Origin of the sequence: Streptomyces sp. NBRC 110028 (assembly GCF_001417735.1) — a bacterium.
Lineage (GTDB): Bacteria > Actinomycetota > Actinomycetes > Streptomycetales > Streptomycetaceae > Streptomyces.
This window is the reverse complement of the sequence record NZ_BBUZ01000054.1, coordinates 13,571-32,006: the sequence shown is the minus strand read 5'-3', so window position 1 is coordinate 32,006 and position 18,436 is coordinate 13,571. Positions and strand designations below refer to the sequence as shown.

Here is an 18,436-nt window from a genome sequence, read left to right as displayed (position 1 = left end):
AGCCTTGAGCCGGGCCGCCGGGCATGCGCAGAGTACGGACATGAGCAGCGATGAGCGTCGATGAACGGCGGCATGGAACCGTCCCCGCGTGCCGTACGCCGCGCCCGCCTGGCCGTCGCCACGGTGTTCGCGGTCCACGGCGCGGTCACCGGCAACTTCGCCACCCGTATCCCCTGGGTGCAGGAGCAGTTGGGCATCAGCGCCGGTCAGCTCGGGATCGCCCTCGCCTTCCCCGCCATCGGCGCCTCCTGTGCGATGCCGCTGGCCGGGGCGATCAGCCACCGCTTCGGGCCCCGCGCCGCGCTGCGCGGGCTGATCGCCCTGTGGTGCCTGTCCCTGGTCCTGCCCCCGCTCTCCCCCGGCCTGGTGTGGCTGTGCGGGGCGCTCTTCGTCTACGGGGCGAGCGCCGGGATGGCCGATGTCGCCATGAACGCCCTCGGCGTGGAGATCGAGGAACGGCTCGGCCGGTCGATCATGTCCGGGCTGCACGGCATGTGGAGCGCGGGCGCGCTGCTCGGCTCGGCGGCGGGCACGGTGGCCGCCCACGCGGACACCGATGCCCGGGTGCACCTCGGGATCGCCGCCGCGGTGCTCACGCTGCTGGGCACCGGCGCGTGCCGGTGGGTCCTCGACCTGCGCGGCGCACCCGACGGGCATCCGCCGCCCCGCTTCGCCCTGCCGCCCCGCTCGGCGCTGGTCATCGGCGCGGTGGGGTTCTGCGCGGTCTTCGCCGAGGGCGCGAGCCTGGACTGGTCGGCGGTCTATCTGCGGGAGGTGCTGGGCTCCTCCCCCGGCGTCGCCGCCGCCTGCACCACGACCTTCTCCTGCGCGATGGCCGCGGCCCGGTTCGCCGGTGACGCGGTGGTGGGGCGGATCGGCCCGGTGCGGACCGTACGGGCGGGCGGCGTGCTGGCCACACTCGGCGGGGTGCTGGTGGTCACGGCCACGGGCCCGGTGGCCGCGATCGCCGGTTTCGGCCTCATCGGCCTGGGTATCGCGGTCGTCGTCCCCCTCGCCTTCGCCGCCGCCGGGCGCAGCGGCCCGGCACCGAGCCAGGCGATCGCGGGCGTCGCGACGATCACGTACACCTCGGGTCTGGTCGCCCCGGCGGCGATCGGCTCGATCGCCGACATGACCTCGCTGACCGCCTCGTTCGGCCTGGTCACGGCGCTGGCGCTGGGGCTGGTGGCCGGGGCCGGAGTGCTGCGCGGATCCGCCGCCGCGGCCCCGGGCGGCGCCCCCGCGCCCGGCCGGGCGGACCGCGCCCCGGATACGGCGTCGTCCTAGGCCAGGGGCCCGGCGGGGCTTATCCGGTCACGAACTTCGTGGTCGTGAAGGACGTCTTGTCCCGGGAGCCGGCTCCGTCGGTGATCCACCAGTGGGTGGGCTGCTCGCCGTAGAGGCCGAACAGGGGGCCGGACCCCCAGTTGAGGATCAGCTCGTCCTTGCCGTCGCCGTCGAAGTCGGCGGCCCCCGCGGGCCGGGCGTGCCGCCACTTCTTGGGCGTCTTCTCGCCGCCGGCCTTCGCGGGCCCCTGCCGCGTGACCGGGGTGCGCCGGTCTCCGTCGATGAGCGTGGCGCCCTCGTACGTGGCGACCAGGACGCCGTCGCGGCCGTCGCCGTCCGGGTCGGCGGCCGCGAAACCGCCGGGGCCGTAGTCGGTGCGCGCGCCCTTGGGCGCCTGGGGCAGTTCGTGCGCGACCGGTGCGCCGCCGCTGCCCGGGTACACGGTCAGCTTTCCGTCGACGTCCTCCGGTTCCGTCCCCTCGCCGGGCTCGTCGTTGCGGCCGCCGTCGTCCCCGACGGCCACATCGCGCTGTCCGTCGCCGTCGAAGTCCCCGAAGGCGTGGGCGTTCCCGCCGCGCAGCTTCCTGCCCTCGGCGGACAGGCCGGTGCCGCGGCGGGCCGGGTAGAGGGTGTTGCCGGACTGCTCGCCGTCGCTGACGCCGTGGACCAGCAGGGAGGTCGCGCGGGCCTTGCCGGACGGGTCGATGGCGTCCGCGGCCAGGTCCCCGTCCGTGTACGGCAGGGCGGTGTCGGTGCGCTTCGGCTCTCCGGAGCGGGTGAACGGGCCGTACAGCACCACCGTGGAGGACTGGTTCTGGGCGAGCCCCGCGAGGTCGTGGTGGCCGTCGCCGTCGAAGTCGCCGCGCACCACCGAGGTCACGCCCAGCTTCGACGCGCTCTTCGGCAGCCGTAGCCGGGTCACCTCGGCGCCCTTCCGCGGGCCGTCGGGGCCGCCCCACATGACGTACGGGGTGGACGGCGAGGCGACGATGTTCCGGTCCTCCGTGTCCTCCCCCGACGGCGTGGTCGTGACGACGTCCGCGAAGCCGTCGCCGTCCAGATCGGCGGTGACCACGTCCTCGGCGGAGACGGAGTCGCGTCCGACGGCTCCGGCCGGGAGATTCGCCGGCGGGCCCGGCAGGCCCAGGTCGCGGCGGCCCAGGACGGTGCGGGTCACGGGGTCGAGGCCCTTCGCCGAGCCGTAGACCACGCCGACCCGTTCGTCGGTGCCCTCGGCGGGGTCCTGGCCGGGCTTGGCGAAGAGGGGCACCACGAGATCACGGTGGCCGTCCCCGTTGAGGTCGTCCGGGTCCTTCGAGCCCTTCCCCCGGGACGGCGCCCGGCTCTCGGTGGGCGCGCCGGGCTGCCCGGCGGCCGGGGTCCCGCCCTTGGCGGAGGACGGTTCACCGCCGTCCGGGCCGCATCCGGTGAGCGGGGCGAGGACCAGGCAGACGGCGCAGGCGGCGAGGGCGTGGGAGATGGATCGAGATGCCATGCGCGCCACCTTCACACCCCGTACGGCGCGAACTCCAGTGCGGTGAAAGGTCTGTTGCCCAGTTGTCGGCCAACCGCCGGGTCACGGACCCGAGCGAGGGCCGGGCGGTGCGATTTCGGCCAACTAACATTGCTCCGATCCCCCTGTCACGCGGATCTCCCCTGTATGCGGAAACGAAGTGGAGCAGTCATGGGCCTCGGCATGCGCTGGACCCTGCACGGCGACGGGCGCACCCCGGCCCCGGGCGCCGTCGTCCGGCCGGATGAGCGGCTGTCGTGGCCGAGGACGGCGGGCCTGGGCGCGCAGCATGTCGTGGCGATGTTCGGGGCCAGCTTCGTCGCGCCCGTTCTGATGGGCCTTGACCCCAATCTCGCGATCATGATGTCCGGGGTCGCGACCATGCTGTTCCTGCTGGCGACGCGGGGCCGGGTGCCCAGCTATCTGGGCTGCAGCCTGTCGTTCGTCGGCGTGGCCGCGGTGATCCGGGCGCAGGGCGGCGGCAGCGCCGCCGTCACCGGGGCGATCCTGGTGGTGGGCGCCGCGCTGCTGCTGAGCGGGCTCGCGGTACGGCGGTTCGGGGCGCGCATCATCCACACGGCGATGCCGCCCGTGGTGACCGGCGCGGTGGTCATGCTGATCGGCTTCAACCTGGCGCCGGTGACCGCCACGACGTACTGGCCCGCCGACCAGTGGACCGCGCTGCTGACCATGCTGGTCACCGGCGCGGCCGTGGTGTGTCTGCGCGGCTTCTGGTCACGGATCGCGATCTTCCTCGGGCTCCTCTTCGGCTACGCGGTCTCCTGGGTCTTCGACCGGGTCTTCGGCAAGATCCACTCCATCGGGGGCAGCGGACGGGTCACCGACCACTGGCGACTGGATCTGTCCGGCGTCGCCAAGGCCGACTGGGTCGGGCTGCCGTCCCTGCACGCGCCCGAGTTCCACTGGTCGGCGATATTGGTCGCGCTGCCGGTCGTCATCGCGCTGATCGCGGAGAACGCCGGGCATGTGAAGGCCGTCGGCGAGATGATCGGCGATCCGCTCGACGACCGGCTCGGCACGGCGATCGCGGCGGACGGCGCCGCGACCGTGCTGTCGACCGCGGTCGGCGGCCCGGCCACCACCACGTACTCCGAGAACATCGGCGTCATGGCCGCCACCCGCGTCTACTCCACCGCCGCCTACTGGGCCGCCGCCGGATTCGCCCTCCTCTTCGGCCTGTGCCCGAAGTTCGGCGCGGTCGTGGCGGCCGTGCCGGGCGGGGTGCTGGGCGGCATCACGGTGATCCTCTACGGCATGATCGGGCTGCTCGGCGCGCAGATCTGGGTGCACAACGACGTGGACCTGCGGAACCCGCTGAACCTGGTGCCGGTGGCGGCGGGCGTGGTCATCGGCGTCGGCGGCGTGAACCTGAAGATCGGCGACAACTTCGAGCTGAGCGGGATCGCGCTCGGGACGATCGTGGTGATCGTCGGCTATCACGTGCTGCGCGCGCTGGCGCCGGAGCATCTGAAGCCCTCGCGTGAGCCGTTGCTGGACGCGGGGACCAGCACGTACGACGACGACCGCAAGCCGTAGGGCCCGTCCCCGGAACGGCCCCCGCCCCGGCGACCGCCGTCGAGCCGCATCAGATCCTCGGGGCGCCGCTCCCCGGCGGCATGACCGAGCGGACGGACGGCGACACCTGGTGGGGGTGCACCTCCAACCTGCGGTTGCGCGAGGAACGGGGCTGGCGTCCGCTGTATCCGACGATGTGGACGGCCCGCGACGCGGGCGCGCTGTGAAACCTTGCTCCTTCCGGGGGATGTGACGGCCCACCGGCGCCCACCCCCGTGCGGGCGCTGCCACGCTGTTGCCCATGACGATGCCCGCCCAGCGGATCGAGACGCCGCGTACCGTGCAGAGCGTCGTGGCGCGCATGAGCGCGCTCGGCGCGGCGCTGCCGCCCGAGGACGGGGTGGCGGTCTTCAACCGGGTGTATCTGTCGGTCACCGAGGAGGTCGGCCGCCGCCTCGGCACCGGCTACTTCCAGGACGCGGCCGCCACCGAGGAGCTGGACGTACGGTTCGCCGCCCGCTATCTGGCGGCGGTCGACGCGGGGGCGGCGGGGCGGCGGCCGCCCGCCTGCTGGCGGCCGCTGTTCGAGCTGCGCGCCCACCCCGCCGTCCGCCCGGTGCAGTTCGCGCTGTCCGGGATCAACGCGCACATCGGGCATGACCTGGCGCTCGCGCTGGTGGACACCTGCCGGGCCCGGGGCGCCGAACCAGCCGCCCTGGAGGGCGACTTCGAACGGGTCGGGGCGCTGCTGGCCGGGATGGAGGAGCGGATCCGGGAGGAGCTGATGCCCGGCCCGGACCTGCTGGAGGCGGCCGATCCGCTCACCCATCTCGTCGGCTCCTGGAGCCTGGAGGCGGCGCGGGACGCCGCGTGGGCGGCGTTCCGCGCCTTGTGGGGGCTGCGGGCCCTGCCGGAGGTGGTTCAGGAGTTCGCGGAGCGGATCGACAAGAGCGTGGGGCTCGTCGGGCGCTGTCTGCTCACTCCCCTGCCGCCCGCCGGGTGAGGGCCCTTTAGTCCTCGGGGAGTTCGACGGGCGCGATCTCGTCGTACACGTCGCCCGGGCCCGGGTTGTGCGGGTCGGTGGCGCCGCCGAAGCGGTGCATCACGCCCCACACGGCGTTGAGCGCGGTCTGGACGGCGCCCTCGGCCCAGCCGGCGGTCCAGGAGATGTCGTCCCCGGCGAGGAAGACGCCGCGCTGTCCGGCGGGCAGCCGGTCCTGCATGAAGTGGGTGAACAGCCGCCGCTGGTAGCGGTAGTGGCCGGGCAGGTTGGCCTTGAAGGCGCCCATGAAGTACGGCTCGTTCTCCCAGGACACCGTGACCGGGCTGCCGATGATGTGCTTGCGGATGTCGACCTTGGGATAGATCTCCGACAGCGACTTCAGCATGACCTCCATCCGCTCGTTGGCGGACAGCGGCAGCCATTTGAGGCTGTCGTCGCACCAGGTGTACGAGAGGCAGATGACCGCGGGCCGGTCCGGGCCGTTGTCCAGGAGGTACGTACCGCGGGTCATCCGGTCGGTGAGGGTCATGCTCATCGTGTCCCGGCCCGTCTCCTCGTCCTGGTCCAGCCAGAAGGGCCGGTCCACGGGGACGAAGAGCTTGCTGGACTCCATGTAGTGGGTGCGCTCGATCGCCGTCCAGTGGTCGATCGGGAAGAGCGAGTCATCGCAGTCGATCTTGGAGAGCAGCATCCAGGACTGCGCGGTGAAGACGACCGCCTGGTACGAGCGGATGTCGCCGCTCGCGTCCGTCACCACGATCCGGTCGCCCGCGGCGCGGTGCAGCCGGGTCACGGCCGGGCGCGGGGAGCCGTCGTGCAGGGAGGACAGCGAGGTGCCCGGCGCCCAGTGGACGATCTTCCGCGGTTCGCGCTCCCACAGCCGCAGCGGAAGCTGCTGGCTGCCGCCGACGATGCCGCGGTGGTGGTCGTCGGCCTCGGTGTAGACGACGCGGAGGATCTCCAGGATGGAGTTGGGGAAGTCGGTGTCCCAGCCGCCGGTGCCGAATCCGACCTGCCCGAAGATCTCCCGGTGCCGGAAGGACCTGAAGGCCGGGGAGTCGCAGAGGAAGCCGTAGAACGTCTGGTTGTCGAGCTTCTCCACGAGCCGCGCCCAGATCTCGCGGATGCGCGGGACGTCGCGCTCGCGGATGGCGCGGTTCATGTCGGAGAAGTCGGCGCCCTCCTCCAGGCAGGCGTTCCAGGCGTCCGCGACCTCGCGGTACACCTGCGGCAGGTCGTCGATGGTGCGGGCGTAGTGGGACTCGCCCTTGAGGTCGACGACGGTGGAGGGGGTGTCCGGGGCCAGCGGGTTGGGGAACGGCCGGGTCTTCAGCCCCACCAGGTCGATGTAGTGCTGGAGCGCGGTGGAGGAGGGCGGGAAGCGCATCGCGCCCATCTCGGCGGTCAGTTCCCCGTCGCAGCCCTCGAACCCGACGGTGCGCAGCCGCCCGCCGATCCGGTCGGCCTCGTAGACGACCGGCCGCAGGCCCATCTTCATCAGCTCGTACGCGGTCACGATGCCGGACAGTCCGCCACCGATGACCGCGACCTCGCTGCCGTGCTCGGTCGCCGGTATCTGGCCGATCCCCGCGGGGTGGGCGAGGAAGTCGTCGTAGGCGTACGGGAAGTCCGGGCCGAACATGGTGACGGGCGGGAGGGTGGCGGCGTGCTCGGACTCGTGCTCGTCGTGGACGGCGGTGGGCACCGTGGACGTCATCGGGTACGGACTCCTTGCGGATCGAGCGGGGTGGGGGCGAGGGGGGAGGGGGTCCGGGGTCAGCCGAGGGAGTGGTACAGCCCGGGGCGGCGGTCGCGCAGGTAGGGGTTGATCCGGCGCGAGGCGGCCAGCAGCCTGGGGTCGGCGTCGCCGAGGACCAGTTCCTCGGAGCGTCCGCCCCGGGCGCGCATGGTGCCGTCGGGCCCGGCCAGGCAGCTCAGCCCGATGAAGTCGAACTCGCCCTCGGGGCCGATGCGGTTGACGTACGCGATGTACATCTGGCTCTCGAAGGCCCGTACCGGGACGAGGGATTCGGCGACGAACTGGAAGGGGTGCATCTGCCCGGTGGGCACCAGCAGCAGATCGGTCCCGGCCAGGGCGTGGGCCCGGACGTTCTCCGGGAATTCCACGTCGTAGCAGATCATGATGCCGATGGTCAGGCCGCCCAGCTCGGCCTGGACGACCGCGGTGTCGCCGGGGGTGAACCAGTGGTTCTCGAAGCAGCCGAAGAGGTGGGTCTTGCGGTAGTTGGCGAGCGGGGTGCCGTCGGGGCCGACCAGACGGGCGGAGTTGTGGACGGCCGCACCGGCGCGCTCCGGGTAGCCGTAGAGGACGGCGACGCCGTGGTCGGCGGCGATCTCGGCCACGGCCGCTCCGGCGGGCCCGTCGGCGGGCTCGGCCATCCGGTGCACTCCGTCGCCGATGGCGTAGCCCGTGAGGAACATCTCGGACGTGACCAGCAGCCCGGCCCCGTCCGCGGCGGCGCGCCCGGCGGCGGCGTCGAGGGCCTTGAGGTTACGGGCGGGGTCGCCGGGGTGGCCGGAGCTCTGGAGCAGGGCGGTGCGCAGCGGCGGCATGGAGACCTCTGGGGAGACGGGATGTACGCAGAAAACGGTACGTTGCGCCGAGAACGGCCGACAAGCCGCGATCGTTGCGCGCTCCCCGCGGATCCGTTACGCGTTCTCGGCGCGATGCGGCGATTCGTTGCGCGAAGGCCCCGGGGCGGCGAGGTGCCGTCCCGGGGCCGGGGGACTTAGGGGTGTCTTGTGGATCAGGCCGGATCAGGCCGGATCAGGCCGGATCAGCGGGAGCCCAGCATGATCCACAAGACACCCCCTACGTCGGGGCGCCCGAGGTGTAGCGGCGCAGCAGCGGCGACAGCACCAGCACCGACTTGGTGCGCTCCACGAACGGTTCGCCCGCTATCCGCTCCAGCACTCGCTCGAAGTGGCGCATGTCGGCGGCGAAGACCTGCACGACGGCGTCCGCGTCGCCGGTGACGGTCGACGCGGACGCCACCTCGGGGTAGCGCGACAGGCCCCGGCGGATGTCGTCGGGCGAGGTGTTGTGACGGCAGTACAGCTCGACGAACCCCTCGGTCTCCCAGCCCAGCGCCGCCGGGTCCACCCGTACGGTGAAGCCGGTGATGGCGCCGTCGGCCCGCAGCCGGTCCACCCGCCGTTTGACGGCGGGGGCGGACAGGCCGACCAGTTCGCCGATGTCGGCGTAGGAGCGGCGGGCGTCTTCGGCGAGGGCGTGGACGATGCGTTCGTCGAGGTCGTTCAGTCGCACTGCGGGGGAGTCACTTCTCTGCTGTGGCCAGTCGGGATCGGCGCATGCCGTATGCGAAGTACAGCACAAGCCCGATGGCCATCCAGACGCCGAAGACCACCCAGGTCACCAACTCCAGACTGTTCATCATCCACAGGCACAGCCCGAAGCCGATGAGCGGGAAGAGCGGCGACAGCGGCACCCGGAAGGTCCGCTTCATCTCGGGCCGGGTCCGGCGCAGCACGATCACGGCGATGTTGACCAGCGCGAACGCGAAGAGCGTGCCGATGCTGGTGGCGTCGGCTAGCTGGCCGAGCGGGATCGCGGCGGCCAGGACGCCGCAGAAGAGGGAGACCAGGACGGTGTTGGCGCGCGGCACCCCGGTCGTGGGGTGGACCTTGGAGAAGACCGGGGGCGCCAGCCCGTCGCGGGACATCGCGAAGAGGATGCGGGTCTGGCCGTAGAGCACGGTCAGCACCACGGAGGCGATCGCGACGACCGCGCCGGCCGCCAGCACGACGGCCCAGAAGTTCTGGCCGGTGACGTCCTGCATGATCCCGGCGAGCGCGGCCTCGGTGCTCGCGAACTTCTTCCACGGCAGGGCGCCCACCGCGACCGCCGCGACCAGGCAGTACAGCGCGGTCACGATGACGAGGGAGAGCATGATCGCGCGGGGCAGGTCGCGCTGCGGGTTCTTGGCCTCCTCACCGGCGGTGGAGGCGGCGTCGAAGCCGATGTAGGAGAAGAAGAGGGTGGCCCCGGCGGCGCTGACGCCCGCCATGCCCAGCGGCATGAACGGCGTGTAGTTCCCGGCCCGGATGCCGGTGAAGGCGACGCCGCAGAACAGGATCAGCGCGGCGATCTTCACCCCGACCATGATCGCGTTGGCCCGGGCGCTCTCCTTGGCGCCGCCCAGCAGGAAGGCCATGGCCAGCAGCACCACGAGCAGCGCGGGCAGGTTGAAGACGCCGCCGTCGCCGGGCGGGGCGGCCAGCGCGTCGGGGATGGTGACGCCGAGGGTGCCGTCCAGCAGCTCGTTGAGGTACTGGCCCCAGCCGACGGCGACGGCCGCGACCGAGACGCCGTACTCCAGGATCAGGCACCAGCCGCACACCCAGGCGACCAGCTCGCCCATGGTGGCGTAGGCGTACGAGTACGAGGACCCGGAGACCGGGATGGTGCCCGCCAGCTCCGCGTACGACAGCGCGGAGAACAGCGCGGTCAGCCCGGCTATGACGAAGGACACGATCACCGCGGGGCCCGCGTCCGGCACCGCCTCGCCGAGGACGACGAAGATGCCGGTGCCCAGCGTCGCGCCGATGCTGATCATGGTCAGCTGCCAGACGCCCATGGAGCGCCGCAGGCTCCCGCCCTCACCCTGGCCGCCCTCGGCGACCAGCCGCTCCACCGGTTTGCGCCGCATCAGCCGGGCGCCGAGCCCGCCGGCCGGAGGCTTGCCCTCCGGTCGCTGGGCGGTGGGAGGGGCTGCGCCGTGCTCCAACACGTGGGTGGCTCCTTAATCGCTGCCATCGGCTTGGGTGACTGGTGGTGGCGACCGAACGCGGGCATAGGGATGCCCGGTGACAAATCCGCAGGTGGGAATCGCCAAGCAGTCGGTCTTCGCCACTCAGCGTCAGCGCAAGACCCTACGAGCCGTCCGGCCACGGACGTAATGCACCATCCTTGCGCATACGTGTCCGAACATTGCGCGCGGGGGCGCTCGCCAGGGAATCATTGCGACACCCGTGCACGCGTCACCCCCCGGTTCACCCGAATGCCGCGATACGGCACCAATTTGGCGGTCGTTGGTGGGGACGTGACGACTGACAGGCTGCAGCCCCCTGACCACGCTCCGCTTACGGCCGAACCCGTGTTCCGGGCCCGGGACCACGGGATGGAGGAGGAGCGAGCCCCGCACGACCACCCCCTCGAATACTGTTCGAGGGTCTGGGAGGACTTCCTCACGACCCTGGGCAGGATCGAGGACGACTTCCTCCAGCGCTCCGGTGCGGCGGAGCCGGGCGTCGAGGCGGGCGTCCAGGCGGGCGTCCAGGCATGACGTACACCGAGCCGAGGCCGGGCGGCTACGGGCCCCCTCCCACCGGCCACTACCCGCCGCCCAACCCGTCCGAGCGGTTCGACATGGGCGTCGACTACGAGAGGAATCCTTTCCCCCTGCCGGACCCGGATTCCCTGGAGGGCCGCTGGGACCTGGAAGGAGACCTGGCGCGGCTGCTCCAGACCAGCTCCGCCATCCCCACCGTCCCCCCTCCCGTCGCCGCCTCCGCCCCCGTCTCCGCCCCCGTCGAGGACCCGGTGCACGCCACCGGTCCCATTCCCGTCCGGTCCCCCTCCCCCGCCCATGTGCGCGGGCGCGGCAAGCGCCGCCGGGTCCGCTTCCGGCTGCCGACCATGCCGTGGCTCCAGCTGATCAGCCTGATCTTCGCGGCGATGACCACCGTGATCGTCGCCATGCTGAGCGTGCTGGGCGGGATGATCTCCTACCGCCCGCTGCGCTACCTGGCCTCCCCCAGCACCTCGGAGTCCATGGCGGCGTGGTGGCCCCTGCTGGTCTACGGGCCCTGGCTGGTCGCCTCGCTGTCCGTGCTGCGGGCCGCGCTGCACCGCCGGGGGGCCGCGCACTCATGGGCGGTGGTGGTGCTCTTCTCCACCATCGCGGTGTTCCTGTGCGTCGCGCACGCCCCCAAGAACGCGCCCAGCATGGCCGTCGCCGGACTCCCCCCGGTCGCCGCGCTGGTCTCGTTCCACCAGCTGGTACGCCAGATCACCCTCACCAGCCCGCCGCGCCACGCCCTGCCCCGGCGGGGCGGTGACCCCCGCGGCGGCGTCATGCGGTGACGCACGAAGACCCCAGCGCACACACGTGGCCCCACTCACCCGAGCAGAGTGGGGCCACGTGCGTGTTCCTATTCCCAACTGGCGTGCAGCGGCTTGCCCTCGGCGTAGCCCGCGGCGCTCTGCACGCCGACCACCGCGCGCTCGTGGAACTCCTCCAGCGAGCCCGCGCCCGCGTAGGTGCAGGAGCTGCGCACCCCCGCGATGATCGAGTCGATCAGGTCCTCCACCCCCGGCCGGGTCGGGTCCAGGAACATCCGCGAGGTCGAGATGCCCTCCTCGAACAGCCCCTTGCGGGCCCGCTCGTACGGCGACTCCTCGCTGGTGCGGTTGCGCACGGCGCGCGCGGACGCCATGCCGAAGCTCTCCTTGTACGGCCGCCCGTCCGCGGCGTGCTGGAGGTCACCCGGGGACTCGTACGTACCGGCGAACCACGAGCCGACCATGACGTTGGACGCCCCGGCCGCGAGCGCCATCGCCACGTCGCGCGGGTGCCGGATGCCGCCGTCCGCCCAGACGTGCTTGCCCAACTTCCGCGCCTCGGCGGCGCATTCGAGCACCGCGGAGAACTGCGGGCGGCCCACACCGGTCATCATGCGGGTGGTGCACATGGCACCCGGTCCGACGCCGACCTTCACGATGTCGGCGCCCGCCTCGATCAGATCGCGCACCCCGGCGGCGGCGACCACGTTGCCCGCCACGACGGGGACGCGCGGGTCGAGCGCGCGGACCGCCTTGAGCGCGGTGATCATCGACTCCTGGTGGCCGTGCGCGGTGTCCACGACCAGGGTGTCCACCCCGGCGTCGAGCAGCGCCTTGGCGTGGCCCTCCACATCGCCGTTGACGCCCACGGCGGCGGCGACCCGCAGCCGCCCCTCGCCGTCCACTGCGGGCTGGTAGAGCGTGGCGCGCAGCGCGCCCTTGCGGGTCAGGATCCCGGCCAGCTTGCCGTCGGCGTCGACGGCCGGGGCGAACTTGCGGTGCGCCGCGTCGAGGCGGCCGAAGGCGTCCTGGGGGTCGATGCCGGCGTCGACCAGCAGCAGCTCCCGGGACATCACCTCGGACAGCTGCGTGAACCGGTCCACCCCGGCCAGGTCGGATTCGGTCACCACGCCCACCGGGCGGCCGTCCTGCACCACGACGCCCGCGCCGTGCGCCCGCTTGGGCAGCAGCGACAGGGCGTCGGCGACGGTGCCGGAGGGGGCCAGCACGATCGGGGTGTCCAGGACCAGGTGACGGCTCTTGACCCAGCGGACGACATCGGCGACGACGTCGATCGGGATGTCCTGCGGAATGACGACGAGGCCACCGCGCCGGGCGACCGTCTCGGCCATCCGGCGGCCCGCGATCGCGGTCATGTTGGCGACGACGAGCGGGATGGTGGTGCCGGTGCCGTCGGGTGAGGCCAGGTCGACGCCCTGGCGGGAGCCGACCGCGGAGCGGCTCGGCACCATGAACACATCGTCGTACGTCAGGTCGTACGGCGGCTTCTGATCATTGAGGAAACGCACGTACTTCAGTGTCCCACGCGACCCGTGATACAAACCGTGATACGAAGCGTGGGACGAACGCGGGACGAACGCGGGACGGAGCGTGCGCCCACGGGCCCCGGCGCTCGCGGGCGCCGGGGGCGCGCCCCTATACGCCGTCGGGGTCGGCCCGGTCCAGGGCCGGGCGGGGGCCCGGATCCGTCTCCAGCAGCAGGTGGTCGGCGGCCGTCGTGTCCGTCACCAGGCTGGTGACCAGCCCCGACCGCAGCACCGCGCCGATCGCCGCCGCCTTGCGGCGGCCGCCCGCGATCGCCACCACCTCGGGGATCCGGCGCAGCCGGTCGGCCTCCACGGTGATGCACCGCTCGCCCAGGTCGCGGCCGATGCGGCGGCCCTCGGCGTCGAAGAGGTGGGCCGACATCTCGGCGGCGGCGCCCAGGCTCTCGTAGTGGGCCCGCTCCGCCTCGGTGAGCATGTCGTACACGGTGGAGATCCCGGCTTCCCAGGAGCCGATGGACACGCACGCCACGGTGACCTTGTCGAAGTACTCGAAGGCCCGGGCGATCCCGGTCTGCCCGCGCAGCGCGTCGGCCGTCGCGGTGTCCGGCAGCAGCATCGGCGCGTAGATCGGGTGGGCCTCGCCGCCGGAGACGGCGGCGGCCCGCCGGACCGCCTCGACCGAGCCGCGCTCGGCCGTGCCCGCGTCGTACACGCCGGTGAGCTGGACGACGGTGCACGGGGGCAGCCGGTGCAGCGCCGCGGCCATGTGGATGGTGGAACGGCCCCAGGCCAGCCCGAGCACATCGCCCTCGTTCACCAGCTCGCCGAGCAGGTCGGCGGCGACCTCGCCCAGGTTCTCCGGGTCCGGGGTGTCGGCCTCGGCGTCGGCCGGGGACTCCACGACGACCGCGTGGCGCAGCCCGTAGCGGGCGCGCAGCGCGTCGGAGCGCTCCGCGTCGAGTTCGGCGGGAACCCGGATCTCGATCCGTACCAGGTCGCGTTCGAGCGCGGTCTCCAGCACCCGCGCGACCTTGAAGCGGCTGACCCCGAACTCCTCGGCAATCTGGATCTTGGACTTGCCCTCGAGGTAGAAGCGGCGCGCCATGGCCGCCGCCTGCACCAGTTCGGCGGGTCCCATCCGCGTGGCTGAACGGCCCGTCGACACCGCGGTCTCCTCACTTGTCAATGTTCCGGCCTCACCGTTCATCCTGTCAGAAACGGCCGAGTTGGTTCGCGCTTTACGTTGACGTTCACCGACCGGTGGCTTCGTGGCCGCACAGCCCGCCGGCGCCCGCAGCGTTCTCGGCCAGGGCGCGCAGCTCGCGCACGGCCTTGTCCGGGTCCTGCGCCCCGTAGACCGCGGAACCCGCCACGAACACGTCGGCGCCCGCCTCCGCGCACCGCTCGATGGTCGAGGCGGACACCCCGCCGTCCACCTGGAGCCACATCTGAAGGCCGTGCCGGGAGATCAGCTCACGGGTACGGCGGATCTTGGGCAGCATGATGTCGAGGAACGCCTGCCCGCCGAAGCCGGGCTCCACGGTCATCACCAGCAGCATGTCCAGCTCGGGCAGCAGGTCCTCGTACGGCTCGATGGGGGTCGCGGGCTTGAGCGCCATCGCCGCCCGCGCGCCCTTGGCCCGGATCTCGCGCGCCAGCCGTACGGGCGCGGCCGCGGCCTCCGCGTGGAAGGTGACCGAGCCCGCCCCCGCCTCGACGTAAGCCGGGGCCCAGCGGTCCGGGTTCTCGATCATGAGGTGGCAGTCCATGGGTGTGTCCGTCGCCTTGCCCAGCGCCTCCACCACCGGCACGCCGAGGGTCAGATTGGGCACGAAGTGGTTGTCCATGACGTCGACATGGAGCCAGTCGGCACCCTCGACGGCCTTGGCTTCGTCCGCCAGACGGGAGAAGTCCGCGGACAGGATGCTGGGATTGATCTGCACGGCCATGGGACCAGCCTGCCACGCCCGCCGCCGGGCCATGGACCCGGGATGATCACGATCCGGTCGCCGCCCGGCCGGACGCCCCTTCGGCCCGCCCCGGTTGCCGCCGTGCGGGAGCCGCGATGGGGTGATCAAAACGGTGATCAAGACGGTGATCAGAACATGGAGCCTCTGAAGGCAACCCGCACTGTCGGTTGTGGGTCATGAGGGATGAGTGACCAAGGATGCCCGTGTGACGGGCGGGAACGCATAAGGACAGAGGCGACCGACCATGACCCGACAGCGGATACGCCCGCGGCACCGCGCCGCGTTCTCCCTGGCGCTGACCGCGGGACTCCTCACCCCCGCGCTCGCCGGCGGGCAGACCGCCACGGCCGCCGCGACACCGCGGACGGTGTGCGCCTCGGACCGGGCAGGCCGGGCCGCCAAGCTGTCCCGGGACATCACCGCGGCGCTGCGCGGCCGGTCCGCCACCACCGCGGTCAGTCTCCGCGCCCCGGCCACGCACACCCGCTGCGCGCTGCGCGCGGACCGGCCGTTCGACTCCGCGAGCGTGGTGAAGGTGACGGTGCTGGCCACGCTGTTGCGGGACGCCGAGAAGCACCACCGGAAGCTGACCCCGCGCGAGTCCCGGCTCGCCACCGCCATGATCACGAAGTCGGACAACGACGCCACCAGCGCGCTGTGGCGGCAGCTCACGGCGGCCAGGGTGAAGGCGTTCCTGCGGGCCGCCGGGATGACGCGGACCGTGCCCGGCAGCGGTGGCTACTGGGGGCTCACCCAGATCACCGCGAACGACGAGGAGCGGCTGCTGGAGCTGGTGACCCACCACAACCCGCTGCTCGGCGACCGGTCCCGGGCGTACGTCCTGAAGCTGATGCGCGAGGTCATCCCGTCCCAGCGCTGGGGCACCCCGGCGGGCGCGCCGCGCGGCACCACGATCCAGGTGAAGAACGGCTGGCTGTCCCGCGCCACCCACGGCTGGCGGGTGCACAGCGTCGGCGCGTTCACCGGGCGCGGCCATGACTACACGCTCACGGTGCTCACCCAGGACAGCGCCCGCATGCAGGACGGGGTCGGCACGATCCAGGCCGTGGCCCGCGCGGTCCACAAGGACCTCGATCCGTCGGCGGCCACGGCGGAGCCGTACGTCCCGACCCGCACCCCGCGGGAAGCGATGCCCGCGGTGCCGTGACTGCCGTACGCGGATGACGCGGACATGGAACCGCCCCGGCCGGAGCACCGGCCGGGGCGGGACGTTACCGAAGGTGACCGTCAGCGCAGGGCGGCCAGCGCCTGGTTGAGGGTCTTCGACGGACGCATCACGGCCGACGCCTTGGCCGGGTCGGGCTGGTAGTAGCCGCCGATGTCGGACGGCGAGCCCTGGACGGCGAGCAGCTCGTCCACGATGGTCTGCTCCTGCTCGGTCAGCGTCGCGGCGAGCGCCTTGAACGACTCCGCGAGCTGGGTGTCCTCGGTCTGCTTGGCCAGCTCCTGGGCCCAGTAGAGCGCCAGGTAGAAGTGGCTGCCGCGGTTGTCGATGCCACCGACCCGGCGGCTGGGCGACTTGTTCTCCTGGAGGAACGTGGCGGTCGCCCGGTCCAGGGTGTCGGCGAGCACCTGGGCCCGCGGGTTGTTCGTGGTCTGCGCCAGGTGCTCGAAGCTGACCGCGAGCGCGAGGAACTCGCCCAGGCTGTCCCAGCGCAGGTAGTTCTCCTTGACCAGCTGCTGCACGTGCTTGGGCGCGGAGCCGCCGGCCCCGGTCTCGAACAGCCCGCCGCCGTTCATCAGCGGCACGACCGACAGCATCTTGGCGCTGGTGCCCAGCTCCAGGATCGGGAACAGGTCGGTCAGGTAGTCACGCAGCACGTTGCCGGTGACCGAGATCGTGTTCTCACCGCGGCGGATGCGCTCCAGGGAGAACGCGATCGCCTCCACCGGCGACATGATCTCGATGCGCAGCCCCTCGGTGTCGTGCTCCGGGAGGTACCGCTTGACCTTGGCGATGAGGTTGGCGTCGTGGGCGCGGCCCTCGTCCAGCCAGAACACCGCCGGGTCGCCGGTCGCGCGGGCGCGGGTGACCGCGAGCTTGACCCAGTCCCTGATCGGCGCGTCCTTGGTCTGGCACATCCGGAAGATGTCGCCCTCGCTGACCGTCTGCTCCAGGACCAGGTTGCCCTGGCCGTCGGTCACCCGCACGGTGCCGGTGGCCGGGATCTCGAAGGTCTTGTCGTGGCTGCCGTACTCCTCGGCCTTCTGCGCCATCAGACCGACGTTGGGCACCGAGCCCATGGTGGCCGGGTCGAAGGCGCCGTTGGCGCGGCAGTCGTCGATGACGACCTGGTAGATGCCCGCGTAGCTGCTGTCCGGGATGACCGCGAGGGTGTCGGCCTCCTCGCCCTTGGTGTCCCACATGTGGCCCGAGGTGCGGATCATGGCCGGCATGGAGGCGTCGACGATGACGTCGCTCGGGACGTGCAGGTTGGTGATGCCACGGTCGGAGTCGACCATGGCCAGCTCCGGGCCCTCGGCCAGCTCCGCCTCGAAGGACTCCTTGATCTTCGCGCCCTCGGGCAGCGACTCCAGGCCCTTGAGGATGCCGCCGAGCCCGTCGTTCGGGGTGAGCCCGGCCGCCGCCAGCGCCTGGCCGTACGCGGCGAACGTCTTGGGGAAGAAGGCCCGTACGACATGGCCGAAGATGATCGGGTCGGAGACCTTCATCATCGTGGCCTTCAGGTGCACCGAGAACAGCACGCCCTCGGCCTTGGCCCGGGCGACCTGCTCCTTCAGGAACTCGCGCAGCACCGCGACGCGCATCACGGACGCGTCCACGACCTCGCCCGCGAGCACCGGCACCGACTCGCGCAGCACGGTGGTGGAGCCGTCGTCACCGGTCAGCTCGATGCGCAGGGTGCCGTCCTCGGCGATCACCGCGGACTTCTCGGTGGAGCGGAAGTCGTCGCCGGTCATGTGGGCGACGTTGGTCTTGGAATCGGCCGACCAGGCGCCCATGCGGTGCGGGTTGGCCTTGACGTAGTTCTTGACCGACGCCGGGGCGCGGCGGTCGGAGTTGCCCTCGCGCAGCACCGGGTTGACGGCGCTGCCCTTGACCTTGTCGTAGCGGGCGCGGATGTCCCGCTCCTCGTCGGTCTTCGGGTCGTCCGGGTAGTCCGGCAGCGCGTAGCCCTGCTCCTGCAGCTCGGCGATGGCCGCCTTCAGCTGCGGGATGGAGGCCGAGATGTTCGGCAGCTTGATGATGTTGGCCTCGGGCGTCTTGGCCAGCTCGCCCAGTTCGGCGAGGGCGTCCTCGATGCGCTGGCTCGCCTCGAGGCGCTCGGGGAACTGAGCGATGATGCGCCCGGCCAGGGAGATGTCGCGCCGCTCCACGGAGACCCCGGCCGTCGAGGCGTAGGCCTCGACCACGGGCAGGAACGAATACGTCGCCAAGGCCGGGGCCTCGTCGGTGTGCGTATAGATGATGGTCGAGTCAGTCACCGGGTGCTCCGCTCCACGTCTGCAACATTGCTCGACATCAAGATA

16 protein-coding genes are annotated in these 18,436 nt (G+C 72.1%); 7 read left to right on the top strand and 9 right to left on the bottom strand.

What is annotated here, in order from left to right; translation table 11 throughout:
• Positions 1–60: 60 nt before the first annotated feature.
• Entirely contained in the window at positions 61–1,287 is a 1,227-nt protein-coding gene (locus ASC60_RS35880) for an MFS transporter (protein WP_055557910.1), read from the top strand.
• A gap of 19 nt (positions 1,288–1,306) precedes the next feature.
• Here the strand turns inward: ASC60_RS35880 and ASC60_RS35875 are convergent, their stop codons facing one another.
• Positions 1,307–2,782: a VCBS repeat-containing protein gene (locus ASC60_RS35875; protein WP_055557923.1), complete on the bottom strand. Its 1,476-nt coding sequence runs from the start codon at positions 2,780–2,782 to the stop codon at positions 1,307–1,309.
• 189 nt (positions 2,783–2,971) lie between these two features.
• Here ASC60_RS35875 and ASC60_RS35870 point away from each other — a divergent pair, with 189 nt between their 5' ends.
• The 3 genes from ASC60_RS35870 to ASC60_RS35865 all read left to right on the top strand — a co-directional run bounded on the left by ASC60_RS35870 (position 2,972) and on the right by ASC60_RS35865 (position 5,339).
• Entirely contained in the window at positions 2,972–4,357 is a 1,386-nt protein-coding gene (locus ASC60_RS35870) for a uracil-xanthine permease family protein (protein WP_055557909.1), read from the top strand.
• 80 nt (positions 4,358–4,437) lie between these two features.
• Entirely contained in the window at positions 4,438–4,563 is a 126-nt protein-coding gene (locus ASC60_RS43835; protein ID WP_267892853.1) for a hypothetical protein, read from the top strand.
• A gap of 74 nt (positions 4,564–4,637) precedes the next feature.
• Positions 4,638–5,339, top strand: coding sequence for a DUF5995 family protein (locus tag ASC60_RS35865; RefSeq protein WP_055557908.1), 702 nt, complete (start codon positions 4,638–4,640; stop codon positions 5,337–5,339).
• Between the two features lie 7 nt (positions 5,340–5,346).
• Here the strand turns inward: ASC60_RS35865 and ASC60_RS35860 are convergent, their stop codons facing one another.
• From ASC60_RS35860 to ASC60_RS35845, 4 genes are all read right to left on the bottom strand, one after another.
• On the bottom strand, positions 5,347–7,056 hold the full coding sequence (locus tag ASC60_RS35860) for an NAD(P)/FAD-dependent oxidoreductase (protein WP_055557907.1): 1,710 nt from the start codon (positions 7,054–7,056) through the stop codon (positions 5,347–5,349).
• A 59-nt stretch (positions 7,057–7,115) separates the two neighbouring features.
• Positions 7,116–7,913 carry a carbon-nitrogen hydrolase family protein gene (locus ASC60_RS35855; protein WP_055557906.1) on the bottom strand — a complete coding sequence of 266 codons (798 nt, stop codon included), beginning with the start codon at positions 7,911–7,913 and terminating at the stop codon, positions 7,116–7,118.
• Positions 7,914–8,172: 259 nt separating this feature from the next.
• Positions 8,173–8,628 (bottom strand): Lrp/AsnC family transcriptional regulator, encoded by a 456-nt coding sequence (locus ASC60_RS35850; protein WP_009713600.1) that lies wholly within the window; start codon positions 8,626–8,628, stop codon positions 8,173–8,175.
• Between the two features lie 10 nt (positions 8,629–8,638).
• The gene (locus ASC60_RS35845; protein ID WP_055557905.1) at positions 8,639–10,111 is read right to left on the bottom strand and encodes an amino acid permease; all 1,473 of its coding nucleotides are present in this window, start codon (positions 10,109–10,111) and stop codon (positions 8,639–8,641) included.
• Positions 10,112–10,477: 366 nt separating this feature from the next.
• Here ASC60_RS35845 and ASC60_RS35840 point away from each other — a divergent pair, with 366 nt between their 5' ends.
• The gene (locus ASC60_RS35840; RefSeq protein WP_234357276.1) at positions 10,478–10,666 is read left to right on the top strand and encodes a hypothetical protein; all 189 of its coding nucleotides are present in this window, start codon (positions 10,478–10,480) and stop codon (positions 10,664–10,666) included.
• Complete coding sequence (locus ASC60_RS35835) at positions 10,663–11,466, top strand: DUF2637 domain-containing protein (protein ID WP_055557904.1); 804 nt, start codon at positions 10,663–10,665, stop codon at positions 11,464–11,466. Before ASC60_RS35840 ends, ASC60_RS35835 begins: the two co-directional genes overlap by 4 nt.
• A gap of 68 nt (positions 11,467–11,534) precedes the next feature.
• Here ASC60_RS35835 and ASC60_RS35830 read toward each other — a convergent pair whose 3' ends face one another.
• The 3 genes from ASC60_RS35830 to rpe form a co-directional block, all read right to left on the bottom strand.
• Positions 11,535–12,974 (bottom strand): GuaB1 family IMP dehydrogenase-related protein, encoded by a 1,440-nt coding sequence (locus ASC60_RS35830; protein WP_055557903.1) that lies wholly within the window; start codon positions 12,972–12,974, stop codon positions 11,535–11,537.
• A 127-nt stretch (positions 12,975–13,101) separates the two neighbouring features.
• Positions 13,102–14,091, bottom strand: coding sequence for a sugar-binding transcriptional regulator (locus tag ASC60_RS35825; RefSeq protein ID WP_199831146.1), 990 nt, complete (start codon positions 14,089–14,091; stop codon positions 13,102–13,104).
• Between the two features lie 112 nt (positions 14,092–14,203).
• On the bottom strand, positions 14,204–14,902 hold the full coding sequence (rpe, locus tag ASC60_RS35820; RefSeq protein ID WP_055557901.1) for a ribulose-phosphate 3-epimerase: 699 nt from the start codon (positions 14,900–14,902) through the stop codon (positions 14,204–14,206).
• Between the two features lie 265 nt (positions 14,903–15,167).
• Here rpe and ASC60_RS35815 point away from each other — a divergent pair, with 265 nt between their 5' ends.
• Positions 15,168–16,091, top strand: a complete 924-nt coding sequence (locus ASC60_RS35815) for a serine hydrolase (RefSeq protein WP_079038846.1) — start codon at positions 15,168–15,170, stop codon at positions 16,089–16,091.
• Positions 16,092–16,171: 80 nt separating this feature from the next.
• On the opposite strand, the gene ASC60_RS35810 is transcribed toward ASC60_RS35815, so the two are convergent.
• Positions 16,172–18,391 (bottom strand): NADP-dependent isocitrate dehydrogenase, encoded by a 2,220-nt coding sequence (locus ASC60_RS35810; protein ID WP_055557900.1) that lies wholly within the window; start codon positions 18,389–18,391, stop codon positions 16,172–16,174.
• Between the last annotated feature and the right edge of the window lie 45 nt (positions 18,392–18,436).